Source organism: Blautia sp. DFI.3.45 (assembly GCF_020593505.1).
Taxonomy (GTDB): Bacteria; Bacillota; Clostridia; order Lachnospirales; family Lachnospiraceae; genus Blautia_A; species Blautia_A wexlerae.
In genome coordinates this window covers 1-23,907 of record NZ_JAJDMI010000051.1, presented here as the reverse complement: position 1 = coordinate 23,907, position 23,907 = coordinate 1, and the positions used below count along the sequence as shown (strand labels likewise).

26 protein-coding genes and 1 pseudogene are annotated in these 23,907 nt (G+C 39.2%); all 27 read right to left on the bottom strand.

The features are described from left to right. Positions 1 to 145: 145 nt before the first annotated feature. Complete coding sequence (locus LJE09_RS14425) at positions 146 to 394, bottom strand: helix-turn-helix domain-containing protein (protein WP_004613734.1); 249 nt, start codon at positions 392 to 394, stop codon at positions 146 to 148. 1 nt (position 395) lies between these two features. After that, positions 396 to 815 carry an RNA polymerase sigma factor gene (locus LJE09_RS14420; protein ID WP_044998991.1) on the bottom strand — a complete coding sequence of 140 codons (420 nt, stop codon included), beginning with the start codon at positions 813 to 815 and terminating at the stop codon, positions 396 to 398. Positions 816 to 1,108: 293 nt separating this feature from the next. After that, positions 1,109 to 2,113: a sensor histidine kinase gene (locus LJE09_RS14415; RefSeq protein WP_055273933.1), complete on the bottom strand. Its 1,005-nt coding sequence runs from the start codon at positions 2,111 to 2,113 to the stop codon at positions 1,109 to 1,111. Then, positions 2,110 to 2,769, bottom strand: coding sequence for a response regulator transcription factor (locus tag LJE09_RS14410; RefSeq protein ID WP_044964120.1), 660 nt, complete (start codon positions 2,767 to 2,769; stop codon positions 2,110 to 2,112). The genes LJE09_RS14415 and LJE09_RS14410 overlap by 4 nt, the downstream gene beginning before the upstream one ends. A 58-nt stretch (positions 2,770 to 2,827) precedes the next feature. Then, positions 2,828 to 4,795: an FtsX-like permease family protein gene (locus LJE09_RS14405; RefSeq protein ID WP_117536671.1), complete on the bottom strand. Its 1,968-nt coding sequence runs from the start codon at positions 4,793 to 4,795 to the stop codon at positions 2,828 to 2,830. Further along, complete coding sequence (locus tag LJE09_RS14400) at positions 4,785 to 5,555, bottom strand: ABC transporter ATP-binding protein (protein ID WP_003061398.1); 771 nt, start codon at positions 5,553 to 5,555, stop codon at positions 4,785 to 4,787. Before LJE09_RS14400 ends, LJE09_RS14405 begins: the two co-directional genes overlap by 11 nt. A 166-nt stretch (positions 5,556 to 5,721) precedes the next feature. Further along, positions 5,722 to 5,952 carry a hypothetical protein gene (locus LJE09_RS14395; protein ID WP_055157124.1) on the bottom strand — a complete coding sequence of 77 codons (231 nt, stop codon included), beginning with the start codon at positions 5,950 to 5,952 and terminating at the stop codon, positions 5,722 to 5,724. A gap of 15 nt (positions 5,953 to 5,967) precedes the next feature. Continuing rightward, positions 5,968 to 6,297 (bottom strand): DUF3784 domain-containing protein, encoded by a 330-nt coding sequence (locus tag LJE09_RS14390; RefSeq protein WP_003061243.1) that lies wholly within the window; start codon positions 6,295 to 6,297, stop codon positions 5,968 to 5,970. A 14-nt stretch (positions 6,298 to 6,311) separates the two neighbouring features. Continuing rightward, a complete protein-coding gene (locus LJE09_RS14385) occupies positions 6,312 to 6,521 on the bottom strand; it encodes a helix-turn-helix transcriptional regulator (protein ID WP_005342572.1) in 210 nt (69 codons plus the stop codon). A gap of 1 nt (position 6,522) precedes the next feature. After that, positions 6,523 to 6,837, bottom strand: a complete 315-nt coding sequence (locus tag LJE09_RS14380; RefSeq protein WP_055157126.1) for a DUF6442 family protein — start codon at positions 6,835 to 6,837, stop codon at positions 6,523 to 6,525. Positions 6,838 to 6,981: 144 nt separating this feature from the next. Then, the gene (locus LJE09_RS14375) at positions 6,982 to 7,893 is read right to left on the bottom strand and encodes a conjugal transfer protein (RefSeq protein WP_055157127.1); all 912 of its coding nucleotides are present in this window, start codon (positions 7,891 to 7,893) and stop codon (positions 6,982 to 6,984) included. 16 nt (positions 7,894 to 7,909) lie between these two features. Continuing rightward, the gene (locus tag LJE09_RS14370; protein ID WP_173745133.1) at positions 7,910 to 8,917 is read right to left on the bottom strand and encodes a bifunctional lytic transglycosylase/C40 family peptidase; all 1,008 of its coding nucleotides are present in this window, start codon (positions 8,915 to 8,917) and stop codon (positions 7,910 to 7,912) included. Next, positions 8,914 to 11,112 carry a CD3337/EF1877 family mobilome membrane protein gene (locus tag LJE09_RS14365; protein WP_227119931.1) on the bottom strand — a complete coding sequence of 733 codons (2,199 nt, stop codon included), beginning with the start codon at positions 11,110 to 11,112 and terminating at the stop codon, positions 8,914 to 8,916. Before LJE09_RS14365 ends, LJE09_RS14370 begins: the two co-directional genes overlap by 4 nt. Then, positions 11,112 to 13,562: an ATP-binding protein gene (locus LJE09_RS14360; RefSeq protein ID WP_195287736.1), complete on the bottom strand. Its 2,451-nt coding sequence runs from the start codon at positions 13,560 to 13,562 to the stop codon at positions 11,112 to 11,114. Before LJE09_RS14360 ends, LJE09_RS14365 begins: the two co-directional genes overlap by 1 nt. After that, positions 13,540 to 13,938: a conjugal transfer protein gene (locus LJE09_RS14355; protein ID WP_003061368.1), complete on the bottom strand. Its 399-nt coding sequence runs from the start codon at positions 13,936 to 13,938 to the stop codon at positions 13,540 to 13,542. The genes LJE09_RS14360 and LJE09_RS14355 overlap by 23 nt, the downstream gene beginning before the upstream one ends. Positions 13,939 to 14,056: 118 nt before the next feature. Then, positions 14,057 to 14,560: an antirestriction protein ArdA gene (locus LJE09_RS14350; protein WP_006857105.1), complete on the bottom strand. Its 504-nt coding sequence runs from the start codon at positions 14,558 to 14,560 to the stop codon at positions 14,057 to 14,059. Between the two features lie 17 nt (positions 14,561 to 14,577). Beyond that, complete coding sequence (locus LJE09_RS14345; RefSeq protein WP_227119929.1) at positions 14,578 to 15,081, bottom strand: antirestriction protein ArdA; 504 nt, start codon at positions 15,079 to 15,081, stop codon at positions 14,578 to 14,580. Beyond that, positions 15,000 to 15,296: a hypothetical protein gene (locus LJE09_RS14340; protein WP_006857180.1), complete on the bottom strand. Its 297-nt coding sequence runs from the start codon at positions 15,294 to 15,296 to the stop codon at positions 15,000 to 15,002. The genes LJE09_RS14345 and LJE09_RS14340 overlap by 82 nt, the downstream gene beginning before the upstream one ends. Before the next feature lie 86 nt (positions 15,297 to 15,382). Continuing rightward, the gene (locus tag LJE09_RS14335) at positions 15,383 to 15,979 is read right to left on the bottom strand and encodes a VanZ family protein (RefSeq protein ID WP_006857107.1); all 597 of its coding nucleotides are present in this window, start codon (positions 15,977 to 15,979) and stop codon (positions 15,383 to 15,385) included. A gap of 143 nt (positions 15,980 to 16,122) precedes the next feature. Beyond that, entirely contained in the window at positions 16,123 to 16,344 is a 222-nt protein-coding gene (locus LJE09_RS14330; RefSeq protein WP_003060793.1) for a hypothetical protein, read from the bottom strand. After that, positions 16,345 to 16,458 (bottom strand): annotated as a pseudogene (locus LJE09_RS14325) (DUF3789 domain-containing protein); the annotation flags it as partial. Positions 16,459 to 16,491: 33 nt separating this feature from the next. After that, the gene (gene mobT, locus LJE09_RS14315; RefSeq protein WP_118760197.1) at positions 16,492 to 17,688 is read right to left on the bottom strand and encodes a MobT family relaxase; all 1,197 of its coding nucleotides are present in this window, start codon (positions 17,686 to 17,688) and stop codon (positions 16,492 to 16,494) included. 183 nt (positions 17,689 to 17,871) lie between these two features. After that, entirely contained in the window at positions 17,872 to 19,266 is a 1,395-nt protein-coding gene (locus tag LJE09_RS14310; protein ID WP_227311485.1) for an FtsK/SpoIIIE domain-containing protein, read from the bottom strand. Between the two features lie 105 nt (positions 19,267 to 19,371). After that, positions 19,372 to 19,785 carry a DUF5301 domain-containing protein gene (locus tag LJE09_RS14305; RefSeq protein WP_125026925.1) on the bottom strand — a complete coding sequence of 138 codons (414 nt, stop codon included), beginning with the start codon at positions 19,783 to 19,785 and terminating at the stop codon, positions 19,372 to 19,374. 93 nt (positions 19,786 to 19,878) lie between these two features. Next, entirely contained in the window at positions 19,879 to 20,262 is a 384-nt protein-coding gene (locus LJE09_RS14300) for a YdcP family protein (protein ID WP_227311484.1), read from the bottom strand. A 15-nt stretch (positions 20,263 to 20,277) separates the two neighbouring features. Further along, positions 20,278 to 20,604 (bottom strand): YdcP family protein, encoded by a 327-nt coding sequence (locus tag LJE09_RS14295; protein WP_002606075.1) that lies wholly within the window; start codon positions 20,602 to 20,604, stop codon positions 20,278 to 20,280. A gap of 238 nt (positions 20,605 to 20,842) precedes the next feature. Beyond that, positions 20,843 to 23,500 (bottom strand): SpaA isopeptide-forming pilin-related protein, encoded by a 2,658-nt coding sequence (locus tag LJE09_RS14290; RefSeq protein WP_173745028.1) that lies wholly within the window; start codon positions 23,498 to 23,500, stop codon positions 20,843 to 20,845. Between the last annotated feature and the right edge of the window lie 407 nt (positions 23,501 to 23,907).

Here is a 23,907-nt window from a genome sequence, read left to right as displayed (position 1 = left end):
AAAACATTTGTTGTCAAGGTTCAGTTTTTGGCTACGAGTTTTATTTTCGTAGCAAAGAGCTGTGGCGAAAGCGTGTTGCTTTCATGTAAAAGCAGGGCAGAGTAGGAAAGAGGGGGACATTAAACCATGCTCTGCTAAAAACTGCTTATTCTTCTTCGATTTCTAAGGCAATATCAAACCCTAAAATCATTTTGATAAGTGCTTCTCGGATAAGTCCCTTTAACTCCATATCTACAACAATATAGACATTGCCGTATTCATCATAGAGTGGACGCAAACAGCACTTTGATATGTACGGGTCATAAAATGCCAGTATTTTTTCAATCGCTTTTTCGTCCCCGTCCATTGCTTGCGAAAGCAAATAGTAGGACGGCTTCTTAAATGTTTGCTTCATTTTACTGCTTCTCCTTTAGTATTTTTTTCATAGTTTCCAAAGCATGATGTCGGTTTCTAAATACACCGCTTTGCGTAATCTTTTGTAAGTTGGCAATTTCACTTTCTGTCATTTCCAAGAAGTAATACATTAACAGAGTATTTCTCTTTCTTTCTGGAAGTTTTTTCAAGGCTTCTGCCAGCTCATCATCAAGGACACGAATATCAATGCCACATACTGAAAAGATTGTATAATCTGTTTCGTAGTCATCCCACACAGCAAAATTTTCAACGAAAATTTCTGGAAGTTCACAGAATGGAATTTCTTTATCTTTTCGTCGTTTCAATCCTTGTTGGTAGTCCTTTACAATATGACGGACAACTTTCTTCAAACAACTTTCAAAGCGACATTGAACTGTTTTCTGGAAGTCAGACGGTTTCATCAATCTCACCCCCTTTCCACTATGATTTGAAAAGTGTTTATCCCTCTTTCCGCACCATATAGGGAATGAAAGGTGTGATTTAATGACCTCTTTTGAAAAATTTTTAAATTTTTTTCGGGTATGAAAAAAGCCCGCACAAAACATATAGTCTGTACGAGCCTTTAAAGCTAAAACATATTCAATTTTTAATAGTGTGCTATTAGGTGGAATTTGATTGCAAAGAATTGTACTTAAAGCTTTCCATAATGCAAGCCTCCTTAAAGCACCGTATCAATGTTGGCATGGTTTTCAAATTACTCTGAAAAATTATGAACTGTTCCTTTTGGAAATGTAATGGTCAGTCTTGTATATTCTTTTTCCGTAGAAGCAATATCCAATTTCAAGCCCAACCTATCGCATAATTTTTTCGATAGATACAGTCCCATACCCGTTGCATTTGCCTTGTTTCTATTTGAACCCGTAAAACCTTTTTCAAATACACGGGATAAATCAGACGCTTTTATTCCACAACCATTATCTTCAATCACAAGCAATATATTTGTACCATTGTCTTGACTGTATATCGTCAGTTTATTTTCCTGCTTATCAAAATACTTAATCGCATTTTGCACGATTTGAGATAGAATGAATGTCAGCCATTTTTCATCAGTATAAATGACATTTTCTATGTCATGGATATTGATAATTGCTTTTCTTTCCATAAGCGAATGACGGAATTTCAGAATGACATTATGTATCACTTCGTCTAACTGCAACTGTTTTACAAAATAGTCCTTTTCCGTATTTTCACTTCTTGCATAGTAGAGCATTTGTTCCACCAACTGAAATATTTTGTCTGTTTCTTTTTTCAACGTGTAATTTTTCGTATTATCAAACGTCAAAGACAATGCTCCTATCGGTATCTTGATTTCATGGGCGAAACTTTCCACATATTCTTGATACTCCTGCTTTTCCTCTGTAATTTTACTGATTTCATCATTCATAGATTTACAGGCTTTTTTTATTGCGTAGTAATAGGCTTCATTTTGAAATTCTTTTGGCTTTGGTAAAACGTCTGCAATATAGTAAGTTTCTTCCAGTCCGTCTACTAAATCAATAATATGTTGTGAAGCCCCACGTTTCTTCCGATACAAACACCATTGAGAAAGCCCTTGTATGCTGATGAACAGAATTGTCAGCAATACAACAAATAGCGTATCTACACCGTAGAAAATCAAGAGAAATGCTACTAAGGCAAGAAAGAAAAGCTGAAACAATATCTCTGTTATTTTTTCTTCTAAGAATGTAAAAAAACTCACAGTTTCCAACCCTTTCCTCGTATATTTTCCAATAAATGAACAATACCGATTTCTTTCATTTTCTTTTTTAGACGAGTCATATTAACCAGTAATACATTTTCGTCTAAATAATATTTGTCGTTCCACAGCTTTTCCAATAGTTCTTCTTTGCTAATAACTTTATCTTCGTTCATAAAGAAGTAGTACAAAATACGAAATTCATTTCTTGTCAGTTCAATGCTTTGCTCTTGATATTTCAAAATGGATAAGTGTAAATCAAGGGTACAATCTTTTTTGACAAGCTCACGGAAATTGTTTGGGTTTGACAACTGCAATGCACGCTTGATCTTCTCAAGAAGAATAAGCGTATCATATGGCTTTGTGATAAAATCAATCCCACCCACTTGAATACTTTTCAATTCGTCAGCATTTGTATCTCTGCTTGTTACAAAGATAATCGGTACTGGCATGACTTGTTTTATTTTCCTGCATACTTCATAGCCATTCTCATACGGCAGGTTAATATCAAGCAGAACCAGTTCTATGGAATATTGCTTTAATTCATCTGTCAGGTTTCCAAAGTCAGTCAATAAAACTGTTTCATATCCTTGTGTGTTCAATAATTTAGAAAGCTCCAAACGAGTGATTTCATCATCTTCGATAATTGCTATTCTCATTTCAACACCCCCTTGATTTACCATTATAATAATTCCACAGCAGGAGAGCTAGAAAAATCTAACTCGCCTCATTGATATTTCGTTTGAAACCGATATACGTTGCTATCCAGTAAATACTATAAATTAGGAAGAAGATAATTAAATTCAAGCCAAAGTACATTAGATAAAGGTGTTTATCTCCCAAAATTTGTTGATACACATTATTCAATGACGACATCATCACGAAAGAACATAATATTGCTGATATTGCAGGGACACAAAATAATATCAATAATTGTTTTCTGATTGTCTTAAATAGCGACTTGTCATTTATTCCTAATCTTCGCAAGGTCAGGTAGCGATATTTGTATTTAGTAGAGTCGCTCAATGATTGAACTGCCAAAATTGTCCCTACTGCGGAAATCAAGATAAATGCAATATACATAAACAGACTGACTACTATTGCAACCATTGCTTTTTGTTGTTCTATTTCTGCACCTCTTACGTTTACTCTATACGATTCGTCATTTATTTCTCCATTTTCATCAACCTTTACTAATTGATGTTGCATATCTTCTTTTATCTTATTTTCTAATTCTGCGTCTGTATCTTCTTTTGTATCTATAATCAAATGATTTTCTGATACTTCAAGTCCTTGAACATATTTATCTGGAAGTACAACAACAAATCTGCCAGTATTAGTTATAGAGTTCCAATAAGACTTAGTGTCATATCCTTTTAATTTCAAATTTTTATTTGCTACTGTTATGGTTTCAATATCTTTGTTATCTTCAACCTCATATGCAAACTTGCTATTTGTAACTATATAGTATTCGTTATCATTTAAAGAAAGCAACGGCATCTTTCTTAATTCTAGTAATCTATTATAATCACTTAACTTCAAGACTGGGTCAAAATCATAATATTCTGATTGGAAAAAATTTTGTACCTGATGATTCGGCTCTTTATAAATGTCGTACTCAATGGTATTATCAATCGTATATTCTTCTTCAATTACTCGAATATATTCATCAAATACCTGCTTATCATCAAAGAGTTGTACATCATATGGTGCATTTAAATTCACGCTGATATCATACGAAGCTTTGTTGATACTAGAATAATTCAGAGCCAGCAGTGAAATTAAAATCAACATAGACAATGTACCAAATGTGAAGCTCATTGTTCTTGCTTTAGAAGCAAATGTTCTTGCTACAAACAGATTATCATTTTGATATTTCATTTTTTTATTCTTTAACAAAACAGTCAAGAACATATCTGCACAAGTTGTAGATATACCATAAATGCTGATAATCAACATGATTACGCTTACCATCAAATAGGTAAGTGTTTCTTGCTTATTAAAATTATCCATAGTACAACGTGAATTCCAGAGAAAAAGAGAAATCGCACCAAGAATAATACTTAAAACAAAAATGACATTTCTTTTTTTACTGTCACGGAACATTTTCTTTTCATTTTGTTTATCAAAGTAAAGAAAATCACGTATCGTCATTTTACTTATTCTTCTTAATAGATTAAGTAAAACCAAAACATAAATAGTTAAAAAATAAATTATCAATAGTCCAATAGAAACAAAATTCAAAGAAATAAAGAGAGTTTTTGGAATACCCAGTAAGTTTACAATTACTAACGACACAAACTGGCTGAATAAAAAGCCAATAGGAATAGCTAATACAAATGCTAAAATTCCCAACAGTATATTTTCAATTATAACTAAGTGGGCAATTTCTTTTTTCTTAATGCCAAGAAGCATATATGTTCCTAATTCTTTACTTCTTTTTTCAAACATAAATTTCGTTGTATAGTTGATCAAAAAGCATATCACAAAAGTAATAAGGATATTTACAGCGAACAATGAATTCTTAAATGCATCCATACTGGAACATAACTTTACAATTTCATCAGAACTTGCCACCAAATTAAAAGCAAATATAAGAGAAAAGGATGTAGTAACGGTTATCAGATAAATCAAATAATCTTTAATATTTCTTTTTGTATTTCTATACGCTAACTTACCTAACATTTCCCACTTCACCTCCGAGCAAGGTTAATATATCCAGTATTTCATTGAAGAAATCTTTTCTGCTTTTTTCCCCTCTGAAAATTTCATTGAATATTTTACCGTCTTTCAAGAACAAAATACGTTCACAGAAAGACGCACTAAACGGGTCATGTGTTACCATTAAAATAGTAGCCTGCATTTTCTTGTTGATTTCAGACATTGTTTCCAGTAATAATCTGGAAGCTTTTGAGTCCAAAGCTCCCGTCGGTTCATCAGCTAAAATCAGTTTCGGTTCATTGATTAAGGCTCTAGCACAAGCACAACGCTGTTTTTGTCCGCCAGAAACTTCATAAGGAAATTTCGATAAAATATCACGAATACCCAATTTATCGGCGATAGCATGAACTCTTTTCTCAATATCAGTAGGGTTCTGTTTGTTGATAACCAATGATAAAGAAATGTTTTCTCCAATCGTTAAAGTATCTAAAAGGTTGAAATCTTGAAAAATGAACCCTAAATTTTCACGTCTGAAATCAGCAAAATCTTTATCCTTGATTTTGGTAATATCTTGATTATTGACTGTAATGTGTCCGCTGGTTACAGTATCAATCGTAGAGATACAGTTTAATAGGGTAGTCTTTCCAGAACCACTAGCTCCCATGATTGCGACAAATTCGCCCTTATCTACATACATAGAAATACCGTCTACTGCCTTTGTGATATTTCCAGAGTTACCCCCGTAGTATTTTTTTACTTGCTCTAAATTTAAAATGTGTTCCATTAAAAATCGCTCCTTTCTTCCTGCCACATTTATTTGTTTTGGAATACAATTAAATTATAGCAAGGGCAGTATTCAATTACACTTACAGTTTTGAAAGTAAACAGAGAGTAAAAGAGCCGTGATAATGCAGATCACAATTCTGTGAAGCATTTCCACGACCCTTTTATTATAATTTTACCGTTGTCTTTTTCGTAATGGTATAAATGTATTCCTCTGGCGTAGGGCGTTTATTCCCAAAATACTTTTTGAAATTTGCCTGCACCTCTGGGTCGGTGCTATTCATAGCTTCATCAATCGTAGCTTCAATATCCGCCCGAACATCAGCCAATGATACACCGCCAGCTTTTGCACCAGCTTTCAATGCCTTTTTTATATCTCTTTTGTTCAGTCCTATCATATTCATACCTCAATTCTACTTTTTAAAGCTAATAAGTTTTCCATTGTATTTTACAATGATGAATATGATATAAAACACTCCTACAACAATCAAAATAAGACCTATGTAATAGCCTAATTCAGAATGAGAGATTAAATTGATAATCGGCATAACAAGAATACCAATACTAACCAGTAAAGTGCCTATTCCTATTTTTTTTGTAAACACCTTTTTATCTTTAGGGTCAAGTTGTGTATAATGATAACCATGTAATAAAGTAATATTCTCTTTTATACCTATTTGATAAGATGTAAAAAGTAAAAACAATCCTATAACTATTTCAACAATCAATTCCTCTAATTCCATAATCGTTCTCTCCTTTAATCAAAATAAAATAATTCTTCAAATTTTTTATCTAAAGCTATACAAAGCACTAATGCCAATTTTGCTGTTGGATTAAATTGTCCAGTTTCAATAGAACTAATTGTATTCCGAGAAACCCCGACTAGTTCAGCTAATTCTGTTTGTGATAATTTTTTTTCTTTTCGTACAGTTTTTAATCTGTTTCTCAAAATTAAATGTTCGTCCATTCTATAAACCTACCATTAAAAATTTATAAAAGTAATACCCCATAAATAGAAGAAAGAATAAAGCAATAACAAATTTGGATTTATTTTTTGAAATATGTGCTTCATAACCCATAGAGCCAAATGCCACAGACCCAATAATTGTCATTATGTCATAGTAAGGTTCTTTACAAACTGCTTTAATGAAAAGAATTAAAATGCAGATAAATAAAACAAACATTAAGCCAAAAGATTTCCCTTGAAGTTTAATATGTTTTTCGTATTCATCAAGATATAGATTCTCTTTTTTGTTTTGTGATAGTATTTTTTCTTTATCCATTATATAACGCTCCTTTCAAATAATACCAAGTACACTTGTTATTTATATTATAGCATTCGGTCATTACAAGTCAATATTTTTGCACAGTTTTCTTGTCGTTTTGTAAAAGCGTGCAAATCTGATAGGAAATGCACGCTATATCATTTATCCTACAATCTTCCAGTTACTATCCTTATGTAGCACAAGCTCATACTGCGATACCTGCGTCGCTTTTGTCTGATTATCAATGAATTTTACCGCAACCTTGACTTTCACATTGTCGCCGTCCTTTATAAAGATAGGGTTTACCAGTTCAGAATAAAGGTAGTCCCTGCCGATAGGTTCAATCACATTTCCCAATACATAGTAAGCAAGCTCTTTTTCCGTCGCTGTTGGGTACAGCTTAAAGAATGTTTCCAGAAAAGCGGTAGCGTCATTTACCGTATCAGCGTCCACGCTTGCGTCTGCTTCTGGTGTCTTAGGCTCATAGTCTGATTTTTCAACTGCTGGTGCAAGGGTAGGGTTTTGAACGATTACCATATCCCCGTCTGCGTCCACATAGACTTTTACAGTATAGGTTGCTTTCACATTGCTTGTCTGTTCTCCCTCTTTTATCTGCTGATCTACTTCGTAGGTAGCAGAAAAAGTGTCCGCTCCCGATTGCTCGATATGCCATACAATCACATCTGTAACCGTGGAGCTGGTCGGTATATCGGTTCTAATGGTGTCTACATTTAAGTCCTGCAATTCCTTTGTCAGATAACCGCTGATTGCCTGCGTCCTTGCTTCGATAGCTTCTTTGCTGTTATCCCATGTGTAATAGGACTTCGCAAAGTTTTTCACGAAATTTTCTATCCCGTTGGTGTCCTGCAAGCGAAGTTCAATGATTTCTTTTTCATGGGTGGTGTGCTGGTCGATAGCCGTAAAATTCTTATACACCCCAAAGCTCACGCTTGCGACAAGCACCACCCACAACGCAATCACGGTTTTCTTATGTGTGCCTACCTTGACAGTACGCACCTTTTTTTCTTTTGGTTCTTTGATAGTTTCTGTCTGTTTCTTATTCTTCTTAAACATATTTTTCAAGTCCTTTCTATTGTTTTACTCGTCCTGCACCGATTAAGTGCTGTTGCCAGTAACTACTACTTAGGTCTGCATATCCTATCGGGTCGCCTGCGTGGTACATCTGTGTCGGCGAAACAAGAATACCGACGTGTGTTACATACGAACCAGCGTTATAGGTGGAATGGAAAAACACCAAATCGCCTGCTTTTGCCTGCGAGAGTGGCAGATGTTGGGTTGCGTCATACTGTGCTTGTGCTGTTCTCGGTAAGGAGATACCAGCTTTTCCATAGCACCATTGCGTCAATCCCGAACAATCAAAGGAAGTATTCGGGTTACTGCCACCATACACATACTTCCAGCCTTGATATTTCAACGCTTCATTCATTACCTTTTGTGCCAGTTCTCCCGATACCTGCGGAACTGCTAAATACTGATTGACTACTTCCACATAGAACATATTTCCATAGCCATACCGCCAGCCCCCATTCTTAGCAACGGCTATCGGGTTGGTGTAGGTTACTTTCTTTCCACCCGATTTCTCACGGGCGAAGCTCTCTGCAAGATTAAAAGTGTGTTTTTTTCCTTTTCCTGCCACATATCCCACATAGCCACCGCCATAGTTATAAGACTGTATCGCTACATTCAAATCGTCGATACCTTGATTTTGGCAGGAAGAAAGCAGGGACGCAAAATATTTACACCCCTGCTTGATTGAGCTTTCCGTATCTAAAGAATTGGGCGGTAAGCCAAGACTTTCTGAACTCTGCATAACATCTTCTGCTGTACCACCACTTTCTACTTGAATGATAGCCAATAGCACATTGACATACTCGGAGATACCGTTTTCTCTGGCGTACTTTTCCACCATAGGCTGATGTTTCAAAACTTCTGCGGATAAATTCATACCCGTAATGCCAGAAGAAAAGTTGCTGTTCTCGTCGTCGCTGTCCGCACTAATCAACACCCCAAAGAAAAGCACCAGAGAAAATAGGATAGGAAACAGACTGCCAATGAGAGCGATATGTTTCAGTTTCATTTTTTCTTCTGTCCTTTCTTTGTTACAAGGCTTCGGTTTTTCTCTTTGGTCTGCTGGTTCTTTTGGACGGTTTGCGTCTGCTGAACCTTTGTCCTGCGGTCTTTTGTGTCATTCTGGCGTGTTTCCTGCGATACCACTTTTTCTACATTCTGCCTATGTACTGGCTGTGCAGGTTGGGTCGTTTTTCTATCAGAAGCACCAGAAGATAGCGGACGCTCTTTGATAACATTTGCTTTGACTGGCTCACTTATCTTTGAAGTGGTCGCTGTGGCAGGACGTTTGACTTCCTGCATTTTTTCAGCACCCGTCTTTGAAACGCTTGAAGCTGTGGCTGGTCGCTCATGGGGACGGGTAGCTCCCGTTGTCGCTGATCCGTCAGCCTTTCGCTGTGCCTGCCTTGCTTCTTGTGCCTTTTGAAGCTCCATACGCTTGTCAGCGATATTCTGCCTATGCTGTTCCTGCTTTTCCAATCGTCCCGTCTGTCTGGACTGCTGTTCCTGCACCATGCCACGCTTGAAGTCGGACACGCTGGACTTTGCCTTTTCCTTTGCGGAATACACCGCATAAGCGGTCTGTGTCGGCATATCCTTGATGTTTTCTTTGACAGCATTTGCCTTGTCTTTCACTTTATTTTTCGTATCTAAGACAGCACCCACCTTTGAGCCTGCACGCTGTCCCATGCTGGAAGTGGTATTGCCCCGATTTTCTTTAGAAGCTGTATTTTTTCTTTCAGCTCTTTTGCCAGCAACAGAACTACCAGCCACCGCACCAGCAACACCACCAGCAGTAACCGCACCAGCAAGCCGTCTTTCCATACGCCTAGCCCTATGTGCCAAGTATAGATACGGTCTGCGGAAAATTCTTCGTCCCATGCTTTGACTGTCGTTAGCGTTCAAAGAGAACATACTCATTAAGTCGCCCAGCTTCATATAGATACCTGCGAAACATACTATCTGCAAGAACGCCACCATGAAAAACGGGTAATCTGTGGAAATGTTATAAAACATACTGGAAATACTGAACGCCACTGTTACAATGAGCGTTATTCCTGCCCGTGTCATTATGGTATTAAACACCCTTACGATTGCCTGCTTTGCCATGCTTTCATAGCTGGGTATCATGGAAAGTAGAAAGCTGATAGGTAAAAACATTGCAAAAATAATAAAAAGTATCTGGCTAAACAACATCATGCCCGTAAGCAAGAATACAAATATCGTTATCCCCAAGTTGAAGAACAAGAGGAAGAACACCATACCTAAACGGTTTACCACCTGCGGTATCGTCAGATTATTATTGTCGTTATCCTCGATTTCTATTTTCACGACTTCCTCTCTGGTCTTTCCGTCCTCGTCCTCTGGACTTACTGATACCAGAGCTTCCACACGGTCTGTCCCGATTTCTTCTATGTTGCTGTTACCGAATTGCAGAAGTAGCCACGGCTGTTCCACTTGAATAGAAAATAGGCTGTCCCGTATCAAGTCCACGCTGTCCTTGCCCTCGCTGTCGGAGTTGGGGAGCATGATTTTTGTTCCCAAGTCCAAAGAAGCGGTACTGATGTCTGATGAAAATTCATTTATCTTCTTGATGTAGTCGGGAGCGTAGGCAATAAACGAAGCGGACAGCACGAACACCACCACAAAGTTGATAACAGCGTGAAGTGCCTTGCTGGTTTCCCGTTTAATCAGTCCCGTATAAGCAACATACATTCCCACCACTAAGATAATGAGAAGCAGGAAACCAACATAGAAGCCCGTAGAAGAAAAGCCGTTCTCGGTTACACCTGCAAGGGTCTGTATGCTCTTTCCGATACTGTCTGCCATATCGTTAATAAAATCAAGTTTATAGGCTTCCTGCACCACATAGCCCGTGGCATTGCTTAAATAAAGGCTTATCGTCCAGACAAAGTTGGTAATGCAGTAAAGCCCATACTGTACCGATTTTCCAATGCCGTCCAGCCAGTTCCACGGCAACCACGACCAGCTATTATCCACATAAAAATCAAGCTGGTAGTTAGATAGCGGATATTTTGAGTAAAGATTTTCTGCATTGATAGTATCGTCTACAAGTCCCGTTGCATGAGCCACCGTCCCCAAAAGTGAAAGCAGGATAAGGGAGAGTGCCACCACGAACAGAGCCGTTTTGAGAAAGTGAAGTATCCTCCTTTTTGTGAACGCACCTTTTATCCTTTCTTTCATCACTCCACCTCATTTCTCTGTACGGGCGGTCTGGTATCAAAGGCGTGTAGCAGTTCTTCAAAAACTGGGTGTATCTGTACCACACCGACACGCCCGTATAAGTCCTGCAATAAGCATTGTCCGTTCTCCAAATCACGAAGCCGTTTCTGGTTGTTTTCATCGTCCTTGTCGATGCCGAAAAATTCTAAGGTCTGTTTTATCTCGTTGATGTCAGTAGAACGGAAAGCGAATTTTAAGCCGATATTGTTTTTCAGACTTTCCTTTGCCACGTCCCCAGAAGATTGTGTAACGAAATAAACGCCTGCCTGCATAGCTCGTCCAGCACGAACCAGCTTGTTAGAGAGCGTTTCTCCTTGTGCCACATTTAAGAACGCCCACGCTTCGTCCAAATCGACAATCTTAAAAATACTTCTGTCCGAATGGATAAAATCAAGGGCAAAGGTACTAATCACAATCAGCATAGACACCGACAATAATTCAATAGTCGTGTATTCCTCAAAGGTCGTGTCCTTATCTGGCAGTACAAGGTCGGCTACTTGAATGATATTGAGCTGGTTATCAAGGCTGATTGCATTTTCCACCGTACCGTCTGAAAACAGCAGATGTGCAAAGTCGTAGTCCGTGAAGCTGTCGATATGGTCTGCGATATTTCTTGATATGGGCGTATCTTCACGGCGTAGCTCGTCTATCACATGGAGCAAGCCCCGACTGTCGCTCTGGGTAACGGAGCGTACCGCCTTACGAAGTACGGGGAATTTTTCGCCGTCCCTAGAGGAAATACCCGTAAGAAATGTTAAGATGTCGATTGCCAGACTTTCAGCGTCTTTTACATTCTTCATAATCACAAACGGGTCAAGAAGTCCTGCATTGTCCTTATCGCTGGTTAGGTTTACGATATTGATTTCATGGGCGATTTCTGGGAGCGTTTCTTTCCAGTTGCCACGCTCACTTTTAGGGTCTAACAGAAGTGCTTGACCGCCAAACAGCACCGCATAATATACCAGAAGATTATTGCAGAACGACTTCCCACCGCCAAGAGAACCGACAAAAGCAGAAGCAAGGGCGTTGGTAACTGTGCCTTTTACGCCCTGCGAAGCTAAAGACGGTTGCAGGTACACATTTCTTCCCGTATCAACGGAATAGCCCATATAGATACCCGTAGTTTCCCCTAACTGCTGGGTTGCTCCAAAGCCAAGTCCAGCTAAAAAATCTGATTTTACATACTGCACATAGTCATTGATATATCGCTTGCTGGCAGGAAGAAATTCAGAATGAAGCCCCAGCATATCCCCAGCAGGACGCACCAGCTTTACATTGAGGTCGTCGTAAAAGTCTTTGACTTCATCACAACGGCGTTTCAGCTCGTCAAGATCGGGTGCAGACACCCGTATCACGTAGCTTAACTTATACATACTTTCTTTGCTCTGGTCTAAGTCTGTTTCCAGCTCGTCCACGCTGTCTAAGGCGTCTACCACATTCGAGCTGGTTTCACTTCCTGCTTGATAAGCGTGATTGTCAAGGTCTTTCAATTCCTTTTTCTTATTGCGGACGGTTGTTAATGCTTTTCGATTTTCTACGATTTCTACATTCATAGAAGTATCAACGGGGAATGTGAATTGCTGTTGCTGGAAATAGAAGATTTCAGACGACGGAAAATCAAGCTCGCCGACAATCGCATTGACGGTAAAATAGGACACATAACTTTCCTTGTCCTCATGTTCCAATCGTAAATATCGCTGGCTTTCTTCAATCACACACCTTGTCGGACGGATAAGGTCATAGTATTTTATCAGCGTTTCTTTTTTATAGTTCTTCTTTGGTAGCTGATAGTCATAATCTTCATAAGCGATACCGTCCCTGCCGTAAAGATGTTCCATGAGATACCCAAAATCATTGATTTCCAAGCGACGCACCTTGAAGCGACGGGAGATTTTATTTTCCAGTAACTTTTCCATTTTCATGTAACGGTTGATTTCATCATTCGGCATGGAAACAAAGTCATTCATCAGCGTGTGGTTCACTTCATGGAGAAACTCTTTGAATGTCAGCCACGCTGATTTTTTGATGTTCTTCAGATTGAGCTGTTCTTCTGTAACCATGAGCTTAAAGCCAAGAAAAAAGCGGTAGTCCACTTGATTATCCCCAATCATTGATACTAACGCTTCGGTCTGTTCGTCTATTTTCTGATAAGCAACTTCCTTTAACTTCCCCGTAACTAACTTCTTTGACTGCTCCTGCATACTTCTAATAGAGCTTTCCGTGGCAACCTGCAACGCATGAATTTTACCCTCACGGGACTGTGCGATAAGCTGGCGAAAGCTATCATGCACGATAAATTTCTGCTCTGCGGATAGAAAAGAATAATTGTACGGTATCAGCTCATAGTAAGCGAACACCTCATTGTCCTTGTTCCAGACAAGGTTGTTGTCAATATATTTTATCGGGAACATAGTTCACACTCCTTACTGCCGTGATTGTTTCATTGAGTATCTGCTTATGCAGTTTTACGGCTTTTCCTGCATAAGTGATTTTTGGTCGCAGGGCATAGGTTATCTGTGATTTCAAAAAGCTGTACGGCTTCTTTCCGTCAAAGGTTTTCTGCGACATAAACCAAGTGAGAGCAACAGGAATACCGAAGTATTTGAGAAATGCTCCCTCAATCATGGAAAGTGGAGGAATATCCCCAAACAGAATGATGATAAATTCCGTAATCACAAACCATGTAATCTGTGTAAAAGTAACGGGAAAGGGTAAGTTAAAATCATTGATTGCATACAAGACTTTTTCCACGTTCCAGATACCCGTATAAGATTTAATCTTTTTCAAGTTCTTTCAGCTCCTTTCGTAAGTTCTTCAAAGAGAAAAGGACAGCCATTTTCAGACTGTCCCTTAAAAGAGAAATACGCTGTCAGTAGCAACAATGCTTGTCGCTGATCTTCCAGCGTTAGTATGGTATCTCGCACATACCTCGGCTTGTTTCAATAAAGCAACCGCCCATATCCAAATCTCGCCCGTAGGCTTCATAGTCAATGTAGTTCTGTAAGCTGGGTGGAATATCCCCTAGTGCCTGCAATTCGTCTATGTAGTAGTAGGCAATATCTGTCATGGTTTCACAGTCGGGATAATAATAAATATCGTCCTTGTGTTCCACAACTTCTTCCAGCGTCCCATAGTGACTGATAAATTCGTCCAGACACTCTACAATATAGTCGGGAAGTTCCTCTATCATTTCATACATCTCATTGAGTTCTTCAATGGAAACATACTCGCCAATCGCAATGGGGAAGTTGTCGGTATCATGGATAGCGTATTCCTCATACTGTTCATTCAAGCCGATTTTTTCTTTTACATCTTCCTCGTCAATAGGAAATGTGAACCAAGCACCGACTAAATAGCCCTCATTGTATTTGCCAAGATTAGCAATGTAAACCGCCATATCATCAATCATAAGCACCACCTCATTTCCTACTCTGGCAGTTCAAAGATACCGTGTTCTGTTACTAAAAATTTCCCGTGTTCCTGCAAGTGAGAAGCATAGGCTTCAAAGTCAAAATAGTAGGCTTGACAGTCCTCGGATAAATGTTTGAACGTCGGGTCGTTCATCAGCTTTTGCTTTGCAACATCTATCATGCTTTTGCAGTTGGGATAAACCGTAATCACATTCCTGCAAATATAAAGTGCTTCTAAATTTTCAAACACCGTAAGTAGTGATACATATTCTTCCTGCATATCACTTGAAAGCTGGCGGTACATAAAATCTAATTCGTTGAGCTGGTACACGCTTGTATGTTCGTGGACTTCATCAGCATAAGGCAACACCTTTTCGATAATACGGTAATCCCCACTTTCTGTACCGACACCTAACTTTTCTTCAAACTCGGCAACATCTATCGGCAGTTCAAACCAGTATGATATTGTTTCTTCGCCAGTTGTTCCTCTCGTTTCCACCAGCACCCTTGTTTCCTGCATTGTTCCTCACGTCCTTTCTGTTGTTTCATCACATCTTTTAAGGTCTGGTACGACATACCAAACACATACTTTGAAAAATCTTCTAACTGTCTTTCTTCATAATTGGCAGGGTTCAGTCGTTTCATTTCCTGCCACACCTTACGCTTGTAAGAGGGCAGGTCAGAAAGATAATCGCAACCGACTTTTACCTGCATATCCTTAAAAACATCGTTCATTTCATCACTCCAATCTGAAATTTAGGTACGAAAAAAGCAGTCAATCCTAAGACTAACTGCTTTTTGTGTAAATATTTTTGTTAGCACTAGAGAAAAATTCTCCAGTTGAATAATAGAAATTCTCCTAAAACTGCAAGAGTTAAATATACAATAGGTTCTAGTTTAGAAAGAGAAATAGATTTATGGTTAATATTTTTAAATAACCTTTTTGTCAATTTCCAAATAAAATATCCAATAACTGCCCCTAGCGTATTCATCATTAAATCATCAATATCTGTATTTCTCCGATTGAATAACTGGCAAAGTTCAATGGATAATGAAAAACCGAAGCCTATCATAAAAATTTTCAGAGGATTTCTGTATCGTTTCCAAATTAAAGGAATTAAAAAGCCCAGAGGTAAAAACATTATAATATTTAAAACATAAGTCATTATCCCCTCAGACTGAAACGGTAATAAATTGATTTCCTCTAATCTTATAATCGTATCATAATGTCCAATATCCCAAATACTACCTATACCTGCAACAGAGAACGTCAAGTAGATATATAACAGAAAAATATATACCCATACAAAATGAATTGCTTTGTTTTCTTGTTTTTTGTTTTGACGCTTGCAAATGATAAGCTGGTATAAGGAACAAGGAACTATAATACATAGCAAAGCATAAATTGTAGATAACATAGTAATCGTCCTTTCACAGTAATTTTAAATAAAATGATACAGTAAAAATCTTAAAAAGCACGAAAGAATGTATTTTGTTTTTATGAAAGATTTTATGTTATCATATCATTTTTTGCTCTGCAATTAAAGATAATTTCAATATTTTATGCACCGATAATCTTATTGAACAGCTCTAACAGTACATCTTTCACACCGCCAGCATTGAATACCAAGCCGACAGCAATTAAGGCAACTACCAAGAAGCCGATAAGTTTGGAAAACTCACGCTTGAAACCTAAGTAGATACCGATAACCACGATCGACATAAGCACCAAGCTCTGTGCATTTGATAAAAACCATTGATACAAATTTTGTCCGAAATTCATTTAATTGTCCTCGCTTTCTTTTAATTGTTTCATTTCATAGTCAGCTTCTTTGCCGACATTCAAAATACACATCAAGACTACGCCGATACCCATTCCCATAGATACCAGCAGGAAGTCTTTTAATAATACCCACATTTTTTATCACTCCTAACTTTCCACCAAATCTTTTGCAGGGGTCGTCTGCTGTTTGATTATCATTTCATGCTTTTCTGTGAGCTTTGCCTGCTGTTCGATTGTTTCCATGTAGTCTGTACCGTTTCCTTTATCAATCTTTTTCAGCATTTTCAAGGTCGGTGCTACCTGCCGTTGTACCCACCGCAATGTACGGTCTAAGGTGTAAGGCTCTGGCTTTGTCGTCAGCTTCAAGCTCTGTCTGTTATCGCCGATAAACCAAGCCCAGCGGTCATTGAGTTTCCAGTCATTTTTTCGCTTGTCTGGTTCTTCATCAACAAACCTCACATACTGGTTGATGATAGAAAAGGCAGTCTGCTCTGCGTCATAATACGTCAGCAAATCTCGTACTGCATAATAGGCACGTTCATTTCTAAGCCGTATCTCAAAACGATTGATAATGTCGGCTTCTTCAAGCGGTGTCCCTAACTTGACGTACTGCTCATAGTCCTTTTCATAGATACAGAAATACACATCTGATTTCAGAGAACCAAGATAAAGGGTACGTCCCATATATTCTCTGTCGTCCTCTCTGTGCTTGATAAGCTCGCCCGACTGGTAAAACTTATAACTTCTGGACTTTCCGATATATTCCCGTTTCCTGCATTTCTCCGCAAGCTCTGGTATATCCAAAATGCCCGTATGGTCGTTGATAGCAAGGTCGATACGCTTCATCACGCCACCGTCTACGAGTGCGTCCATGAGAAAGTCATACCAGCTTCTTTGCTGTGCCAGCAGGTAACTTTCAAACTGTCGACAACCACGCCCTTTTAACTCTAAAAGGACACCTTTTTCTTCGTCAGCCGACGTATAGATAAAGATGTCCCCAAGAGAATAATGCTCCGTATAGCTGTAATGTCCGTAATCTTCATGGAGCATATAATTGATATTCAGTTTTAATATATCTTTGATGATGTGCTGTATATCCAGCGTGGGAAAACGAATTTTCACATAATCAAACAGCATGGTAAGCGGTGCTTCTGGATTGAACCTTGCCAGTTCTTTATGCAGAGTTTCCAGAAGCTCCTTTGACGGCTTCATTTTTCCGCTTTCTATCTTATTGAGATATTCTCTTGTGATACCAGAAGCCACCGCCAGCCTGCCTTGTGAGATACCGTAAGCAACCCGCTTCTCCCGTAATTCTTTTATCCATTGTTCTTCATTCAGAACCATACCCCCAATCTATAAAGTGTGAAGTTTTTTAAGGCGACTTCACAGCCGATTTTTGTTAGGAAACCATGTCAGAAGCCTTATGTTTCCTATGCTTTTTGTCTATTGTCTATTTGCAAACGTACCCCTCTGTTAGATACCGAGGGGTTTTACCTGCTGGCGTGGCTGACGCCACACCAGCAACGGCTAGTCCGTGCCGTCGCCTTTCGCTTCGCACGTCGCCGTCCCGTCCTGCCTTGCTTGTGCAAGAGAGCCGATAGTCTGTAAAAAATCATGTCCTTTCGGGACTAAAGGCGTGTAAAATTCACTTATGACGCTTGTTCCCACATCACAATAGCCACGCCCCTTGATACGCTTCTGGAAAAACTGTTTTTTCACATCTGAACCAAACAGCATACCGTAACCTAATTCGCTGATACGCCCCAATCCCACACGGAAATTGAAGTTATCTCTGATACCGTCCGAGAAATACTTTGCGTCTGGACGCTGGCAGGCAACGATAAGGAAATAACCTGCTTGTCGCCCTAACATAACGATTTTCTTTAACTGGCTAAGTAGGCTCACGCTTTCTTTTGTCCCTAGCATTTCAAAAAACGCCACATATTCATCAAAGATAAGAAAGCAGGGTGGCAGTTCCAGATAGGCGTAGTTTTCGCCCGTCTTATAGTTCGGGTGTCGCTTCATTTCCTCACTTCGCTGTACCATGCCCTCATAAAAGGCATTGACGCAATCAATCATTTCTTCTTTGGTATGGTAGACGTTTGGCATGACCGTTCCTAAGTCCGCAAGGTCGCTATTCTTCGGGTCTAAGACGTAAAGGACAGCGTTGGTATGCAGTAGGGCTTCAATGAGCGTCAGCAAAAAGTATGTTTTACCGCCACCCGTACCACCAGCAATCAGAGCGTGAGGGAGTGCGTCATACTCCCAGACAAGATTTTTCATCAGCTTTAGACAGCCATTTTCTGCCCGTACTTCATCAATGGTAATGCGGTTCGCTATCATATCATAAAGCAAGGTGTATTCAATATAGCCGTCGTGTAAAGTCTTGTCGGTCAGCTCGCAATACAAGCCACTTTCCAATTTATCCTCTAACCGTAAAAGCTGGTCTTGATATTTTCCCAGCGTAATTTCACAGCGGATATGAAGCAGTCCCTTTTCCATTTGATAATAAATCTTTGGAAACCAGACGATTTTTTCTCTTGATCTGCTTTGCAGGTCAGTAAAAAAAACGCTGTCTTGTACGGTATCGGCTTCATACCACTTGTTTTCCAATATCATTCTTGCCAGCTTTTGACGGTGCAGGAGCTTCTTGAAACTGTCGTAACAGAAGCGGTAATACAGAAAAGCGACCAATGCACAAACACCAGTCGCTATCAGTATGGTTATGAAGTTGTAAGGGGAAAGCGTCAATTCGTTTTCTAACAAGCTGAAATGCTCCCAATCGGTACGCATGAGCTGTTTACTATTCAGTAACAAAAGAACCGCCACAAATACAAACAGAAGCATTCCTATGGAAAAGTGGTAGACAAGGTGCTTGTCGCTGGCTCTGATACGGTGTCCTTTGTTCCAAATCTTACGCATAAATCAATCACTCCTTCCTAGGTACGAAAAAGCAGTCAATCCTAAGACTAACTGCTTTGTGTATATATGGATATGAAGTTGTTAAACTGGGAGTTTCTTTTCAAATTACTCTATAAGATTTTCACTTATATTATCAAATATTTCATTTTTTAACTTCCAAATACCAGAATAAGGTTGTTCAATAAAACTATCATCTTTGTCTTTATATAAATATACTATACTTGGACTGTCATCTGCATTATCATGATAAAATTTAATGCAAATATAATCTTCTGTATTTGTAGGTTCATCGCTAACACTTTCTTTTTTAGTGCTTTCAGAATTATCTTTTAATTCACTAATTATTTTTGATATTTCCTCTTTTCCAGTAACTTTCTTTCCTCTTTCAGAAGTATTTTTAATAATTTCAATTTCTGTAATTTTTTCTAATTCTGGTAAAGTGATTTTTTTGTCGCTTCCACAAGCAGTTAGAGCTACGATACAAATTAAGGCTAATGCCATTCCTACATACTTTTTCATAGTTTACCTCCACAATTTCTAATTGTCGCTTACTTCATACCCATATTATAACAGTTCCGTATATCCTCTACAACGAAAATCTATCTAACAAGCCTATTTTTTCTGCTGTCCCTGCGGTGCATGGTTTTGTGGATTGCCTGCGTTCTGATTATTTTTGTTCTTCAATACAATATCCTCTGCCTTTACATACCAGTCCACATCTGCACCCGTATAGGTTTTTCGTGATACCGTATCGGCTACGGGATTGACAAGCTCCACAACTGCATTGTACGGAAATTCCCTTAACGGTACTTCTGGCGGTACAGACACGGGGATAATTCCACCATGCAGACTGCACTTCAAATCATAGATACGTTTTTTAAGCTGGGTACTCGGTGTCCCGTCCTCATTCTGTAAGAACACATCACGCACCGCTGTAAATTTTAATTCTCCAAATGTTTTCTCTCTGTCAATAACAAACCCGTTTGATAATCTCATAAATTCTTCACTCCTTTACTTTTCTTCAACTGCTACAATATCATCAGCAACTAACACATAATCGGTATGTCCCATATCCCCGATTGCATAACCTCTGCCGTATAACTTCGGATTGACAAGTTTTACTTTCTGCTCATACTTGAAATGCTTTTCGCCAGCCTGCACGGGAATTTCTACCACAACATTTTCGCCTTTCTGTACGTCAGAATAAAGGTTATAGCTTCGTCTGGCTAAGACCCTGCGGTTATTTTTATCTCTTTCAAAGACTGGCTCACTTTCGCCTGCAAATTCAAGAGTTCCAAAAGACTGTGCCATATCTGGCACGACATATTTCATTTCCATAGTGTTTTACCTCGTTTCTTTCTATTTTTGATAAGTTTTTTGATTGTGATTTCTTATTCTGGCGGTTTGGGAAGTACCAGCAATCCCCCAGATAGTAAAGGGTAAAATAAATGCTTACGCACCCTTGACTATCCGTGTTCTTGCAGGTTGTTGGCAGACAAGCCAGAATAAGCGGAAGTCTGCCGTTTGACAGCTTCAGCGGAGAGCGTGATTTTTCTTTCCTCATACCGTTACCGCCTTATGATTTCTTCATTTTACGGCGTTTGTAAAGATATGTTCCAGCCAGTCCACCAGCAGACGCAAGCAACATCACGATAAATGCCATTACATTTGTACTGTCGCCCGTTTTGGGACTGTCGCTAGGTCTGTTAGGCTTTTCTGGTGTCGGTGGTGTTTCGGGTTTCTCTGGTTCTTCTGGCTTTTCCTTAAAGGTAATTGTCTGTCCCTTATCCTCAATATCCTTATGCTCGGTAACTTTCTTCGGCTCGTCTGGATTGCTTAAATCGTATAATTCTTCAAAAGTTACAAGCTGTTTGCCGTCAAGAGAAGTAGCGTCAAAGGTAAAGGCAACTTCCACTTTCATAGTTTCGCTGTCAGCAGTAAACGTATAATCACTTTCCACACGTTTCCCGTCAATGATAAGCTCGGCGTTTTCTTCCTTTAACATCTGCCAGCCTTTTAACTGATACTTTGTGCCTTTTGTAAGTCCGTCCAATTTGACAGTATCAACGATTGTAACCTCTTTTCCTGCAAGGATAGTCTTATCGCCGTCCTTGCTGGTCGCTGTGGTATGGATAGAGATTTCTTTTTCGTATTCATCAGTTAAAGTCCCTAAATCAATCACAAGGTTATTTCTTGATACCACGATTTCAAAAGGCGGGATAAGCTCAAAGCCTTTGTTGCTTTCACATTTCAATTCTTCAATGATGTAAGTATCATAAAGTAATGCACCCTTGCTGTCGTCTGGTTCAGAAGTTCCAAACCACACACCGTCCTCGCTGGTCTTGCCTGCGTTGGTATTGTATTTATGAGAAGCCCAGTCAGCAGAAGTGGAGAATTGCCCGTTATCATCAGTTACTACAACATGACTTTCGCCCGTCGTCTTGCTTGTGATCCTAAAGGGAACATCAGCAAGACGCTTATGTGTGCCTGCACCGATTTTCACGCCCTCAATATCTCCACGCTTAATCTGATTATAGATAGAATAGGCTTCGTCGGTTAAGTCCACGATTTTTCCATTTTCTGTGATTACAAAATCAATCGGTTTTGCACCGTCAGTTAAGTAACCGTTGGGAGCTTCACTTTCAACGATACGGAATTTTCCATAAGGCAAGAGGTCAGCAGAAGTAGAAGCGATACCCTCAATATCTGTACGAATTGTCTTTACCACTTCATTTTTCTTGTATAGCTTGCCCTCAACCAAGACAGAATTATCATTTAAGGAAATGATGTCAAAAGCAGTATCTTTCAAAGTGGCACTTCCTTGTGGTTTCGTATCGCCCGTTTCTAAATCTCGTTTCTGAATTTTCACACCGCCACGGATAACCTTGTCTGATACGGAAAACTGGTTACTTCCAGATAGTACAGCAAGGTCGCCGTCCTCGGTAATCTGTGTTACATATAAGCCCTTAATCTGTTCGGACTTATCGCCAGCCTGCATATATGCACCGTCTAACAAGTAACCGTTCGGAGCTTTTGTTTCCTCAACGGTTAGTGTCCCAAGTGGAAGAACCGCTTTGCCGTCCTGCATATAGAAGCTGTCGCCAGATACCTTGTATGCGTCCGTTAATTTTGTGATGTAATGAGTTGTCCCGTCGCTGTCAGTTTCAGCGATTGTCTTTGTAACCCATGTACGAGTAGCTTCGGCAGGGAGATTGTCTTTATTATAGAAGCCAGCATAATACTTCCATGTAAATTCCGCACCTGCTAAAGAAGCGTTTCCCTGCGGATTGTCTTTCTGTGTTTCCATATCAATCTTGAAAAGCTTAATCAAAGTGTCTGTTACTTTCGGTATATCTGATACTTTCAAGGTCGCTGTCCTTCCAGCTTCAACCTTTAAGGAATATACAGTTTTATCTACTTTATATCCTGCTGGTGCAGATAATTCCTTGATATAAACTGTGCCTGCTTTTACCTCTACAACATCTGTATTTCCGTTTTCATCAGTCGTAAGGGTGGCAAGCTGTTTCGTGCAGTCCTTATCAGCAAAGACACCGTATGTTGCACCAGCAACAGAGTAATTCCCGTTATCGTCTGTAATGCTGGTATTACTGGAAGTCTTTTGCAGTTTTGCATTTCCAACATTCAGCTTCGCCCAGAATTGTCCTAATTCCTGCCCCTCGCCAGAGTAGATATAACCGCCACATTCATAGCGTCCTTTATTCTCTTTGACAAAGGCTTTTGCACCAGAGAAAACTTCGTCCTGCGTTGCCTTTGGAATTTCATCATAAGAAGCTCGCACATTATCACATTGCCAGCCAAGATGTACGCTCAATCTCTGCCAGACAACAAGCTGTCTTAAAAGGTAGGCGTGATTGTTGCTTATTCCGCTGTGGCTGTCTGTGTACTGTTTTACATATTCGATAGATAAGGCAACGTCGCTTATCTGGTCGGCACTCATACGGGTGCTTACGTCAGCTTTGGTTTTGTAGCCGTTTCTAAAATCTGTGTTAATGTCGATACAGTAAGCGTCCTCGCCCTCAACGGTCAAATGCCCCTCGTTAAAAGTAGAACCAATCGAACCGTCATTCATTACTTTTTCAACGATACCGACACGCTCCTTTGACTCCGTCCAGTATTGCTTGCTTTCTGCATGGACGGGTGTCGTCGGTAAAACAGTAACGACAGTTGCAAGAGCTAAGAAGCCCGTACACAATCGTTTTAACATCTTTTTCATAAATCTAATGCTCCTTTCATTTTGGGTAATAAAATAGCCGTCCAATAAGAACGGCTGAAAATAGAAAAGGAACGTCATTTTAGGCGTTCCATAGTCTATAAAATATTCAATTTTTTTCTTGTTTCAATACTGATGTGCTGTACCATATCTTTGCATATCTAGGAAAACTGGCGTATCAAGGCTCATTCAATGGTAGTAAATAAGTAGTAAATTGATGTATTTGTTCCCTTGAAAATGCTGATAGATACTGTGTTTTAGCGGATAATCAGATTTTTATTGTGTTTTTCATATTAAAATATCCGATTACAAAGTTCTTTTAACAACCGTAGCAAGAATTCCCTCACCTCTATAGGGACGCCGCTGAAAAACTGTTTTTTCATACTATATACAGTGTCTCAAAGTTGATT

Excerpts from the sequence above, each read along its gene's own strand:
- LJE09_RS14425 (WP_004613734.1), bottom strand. The coding sequence starts at position 394 with ATGAAGCAAACATTTAAGAAGCCGTCCTACTATTTGCTTTCGCAAGCA.
- LJE09_RS14420 (WP_044998991.1), bottom strand. The coding sequence starts at position 815 with ATGAAACCGTCTGACTTCCAGAAAACAGTTCAATGTCGCTTTGAAAGT.
- LJE09_RS14410 (WP_044964120.1), bottom strand. The coding sequence starts at position 2,769 with ATGAGAATAGCAATTATCGAAGATGATGAAATCACTCGTTTGGAGCTT.
- LJE09_RS14405 (WP_117536671.1), bottom strand. The coding sequence starts at position 4,795 with ATGTTAGGTAAGTTAGCGTATAGAAATACAAAAAGAAATATTAAAGAT.
- LJE09_RS14400 (WP_003061398.1), bottom strand. The coding sequence starts at position 5,555 with ATGGAACACATTTTAAATTTAGAGCAAGTAAAAAAATACTACGGGGGT.
- LJE09_RS14395 (WP_055157124.1), bottom strand. The coding sequence starts at position 5,952 with ATGATAGGACTGAACAAAAGAGATATAAAAAAGGCATTGAAAGCTGGT.
- LJE09_RS14390 (WP_003061243.1), bottom strand. The coding sequence starts at position 6,297 with ATGGAATTAGAGGAATTGATTGTTGAAATAGTTATAGGATTGTTTTTA.
- LJE09_RS14385 (WP_005342572.1), bottom strand. The coding sequence starts at position 6,521 with ATGGACGAACATTTAATTTTGAGAAACAGATTAAAAACTGTACGAAAA.
- LJE09_RS14380 (WP_055157126.1), bottom strand. The coding sequence starts at position 6,837 with ATGGATAAAGAAAAAATACTATCACAAAACAAAAAAGAGAATCTATAT.
- LJE09_RS14375 (WP_055157127.1), bottom strand. The coding sequence starts at position 7,893 with ATGTTTAAGAAGAATAAGAAACAGACAGAAACTATCAAAGAACCAAAA.
- LJE09_RS14370 (WP_173745133.1), bottom strand. The coding sequence starts at position 8,917 with ATGAAACTGAAACATATCGCTCTCATTGGCAGTCTGTTTCCTATCCTA.
- LJE09_RS14365 (WP_227119931.1), bottom strand. The coding sequence starts at position 11,112 with ATGAAAGAAAGGATAAAAGGTGCGTTCACAAAAAGGAGGATACTTCAC.
- LJE09_RS14360 (WP_195287736.1), bottom strand. The coding sequence starts at position 13,562 with ATGTTCCCGATAAAATATATTGACAACAACCTTGTCTGGAACAAGGAC.
- LJE09_RS14350 (WP_006857105.1), bottom strand. The coding sequence starts at position 14,560 with ATGATTGATGATATGGCGGTTTACATTGCTAATCTTGGCAAATACAAT.
- LJE09_RS14345 (WP_227119929.1), bottom strand. The coding sequence starts at position 15,081 with ATGCAGGAAACAAGGGTGCTGGTGGAAACGAGAGGAACAACTGGCGAA.
- LJE09_RS14340 (WP_006857180.1), bottom strand. The coding sequence starts at position 15,296 with ATGAACGATGTTTTTAAGGATATGCAGGTAAAAGTCGGTTGCGATTAT.
- LJE09_RS14335 (WP_006857107.1), bottom strand. The coding sequence starts at position 15,979 with ATGTTATCTACAATTTATGCTTTGCTATGTATTATAGTTCCTTGTTCC.
- LJE09_RS14330 (WP_003060793.1), bottom strand. The coding sequence starts at position 16,344 with ATGAATTTCGGACAAAATTTGTATCAATGGTTTTTATCAAATGCACAG.
- mobT (WP_118760197.1), bottom strand. The coding sequence starts at position 17,688 with ATGGTTCTGAATGAAGAACAATGGATAAAAGAATTACGGGAGAAGCGG.
- LJE09_RS14310 (WP_227311485.1), bottom strand. The coding sequence starts at position 19,266 with ATGCGTAAGATTTGGAACAAAGGACACCGTATCAGAGCCAGCGACAAG.
- LJE09_RS14305 (WP_125026925.1), bottom strand. The coding sequence starts at position 19,785 with ATGAAAAAGTATGTAGGAATGGCATTAGCCTTAATTTGTATCGTAGCT.
- LJE09_RS14300 (WP_227311484.1), bottom strand. The coding sequence starts at position 20,262 with ATGAGATTATCAAACGGGTTTGTTATTGACAGAGAGAAAACATTTGGA.
- LJE09_RS14295 (WP_002606075.1), bottom strand. The coding sequence starts at position 20,604 with ATGGAAATGAAATATGTCGTGCCAGATATGGCACAGTCTTTTGGAACT.
- LJE09_RS14290 (WP_173745028.1), bottom strand. The coding sequence starts at position 23,500 with ATGAAAAAGATGTTAAAACGATTGTGTACGGGCTTCTTAGCTCTTGCA.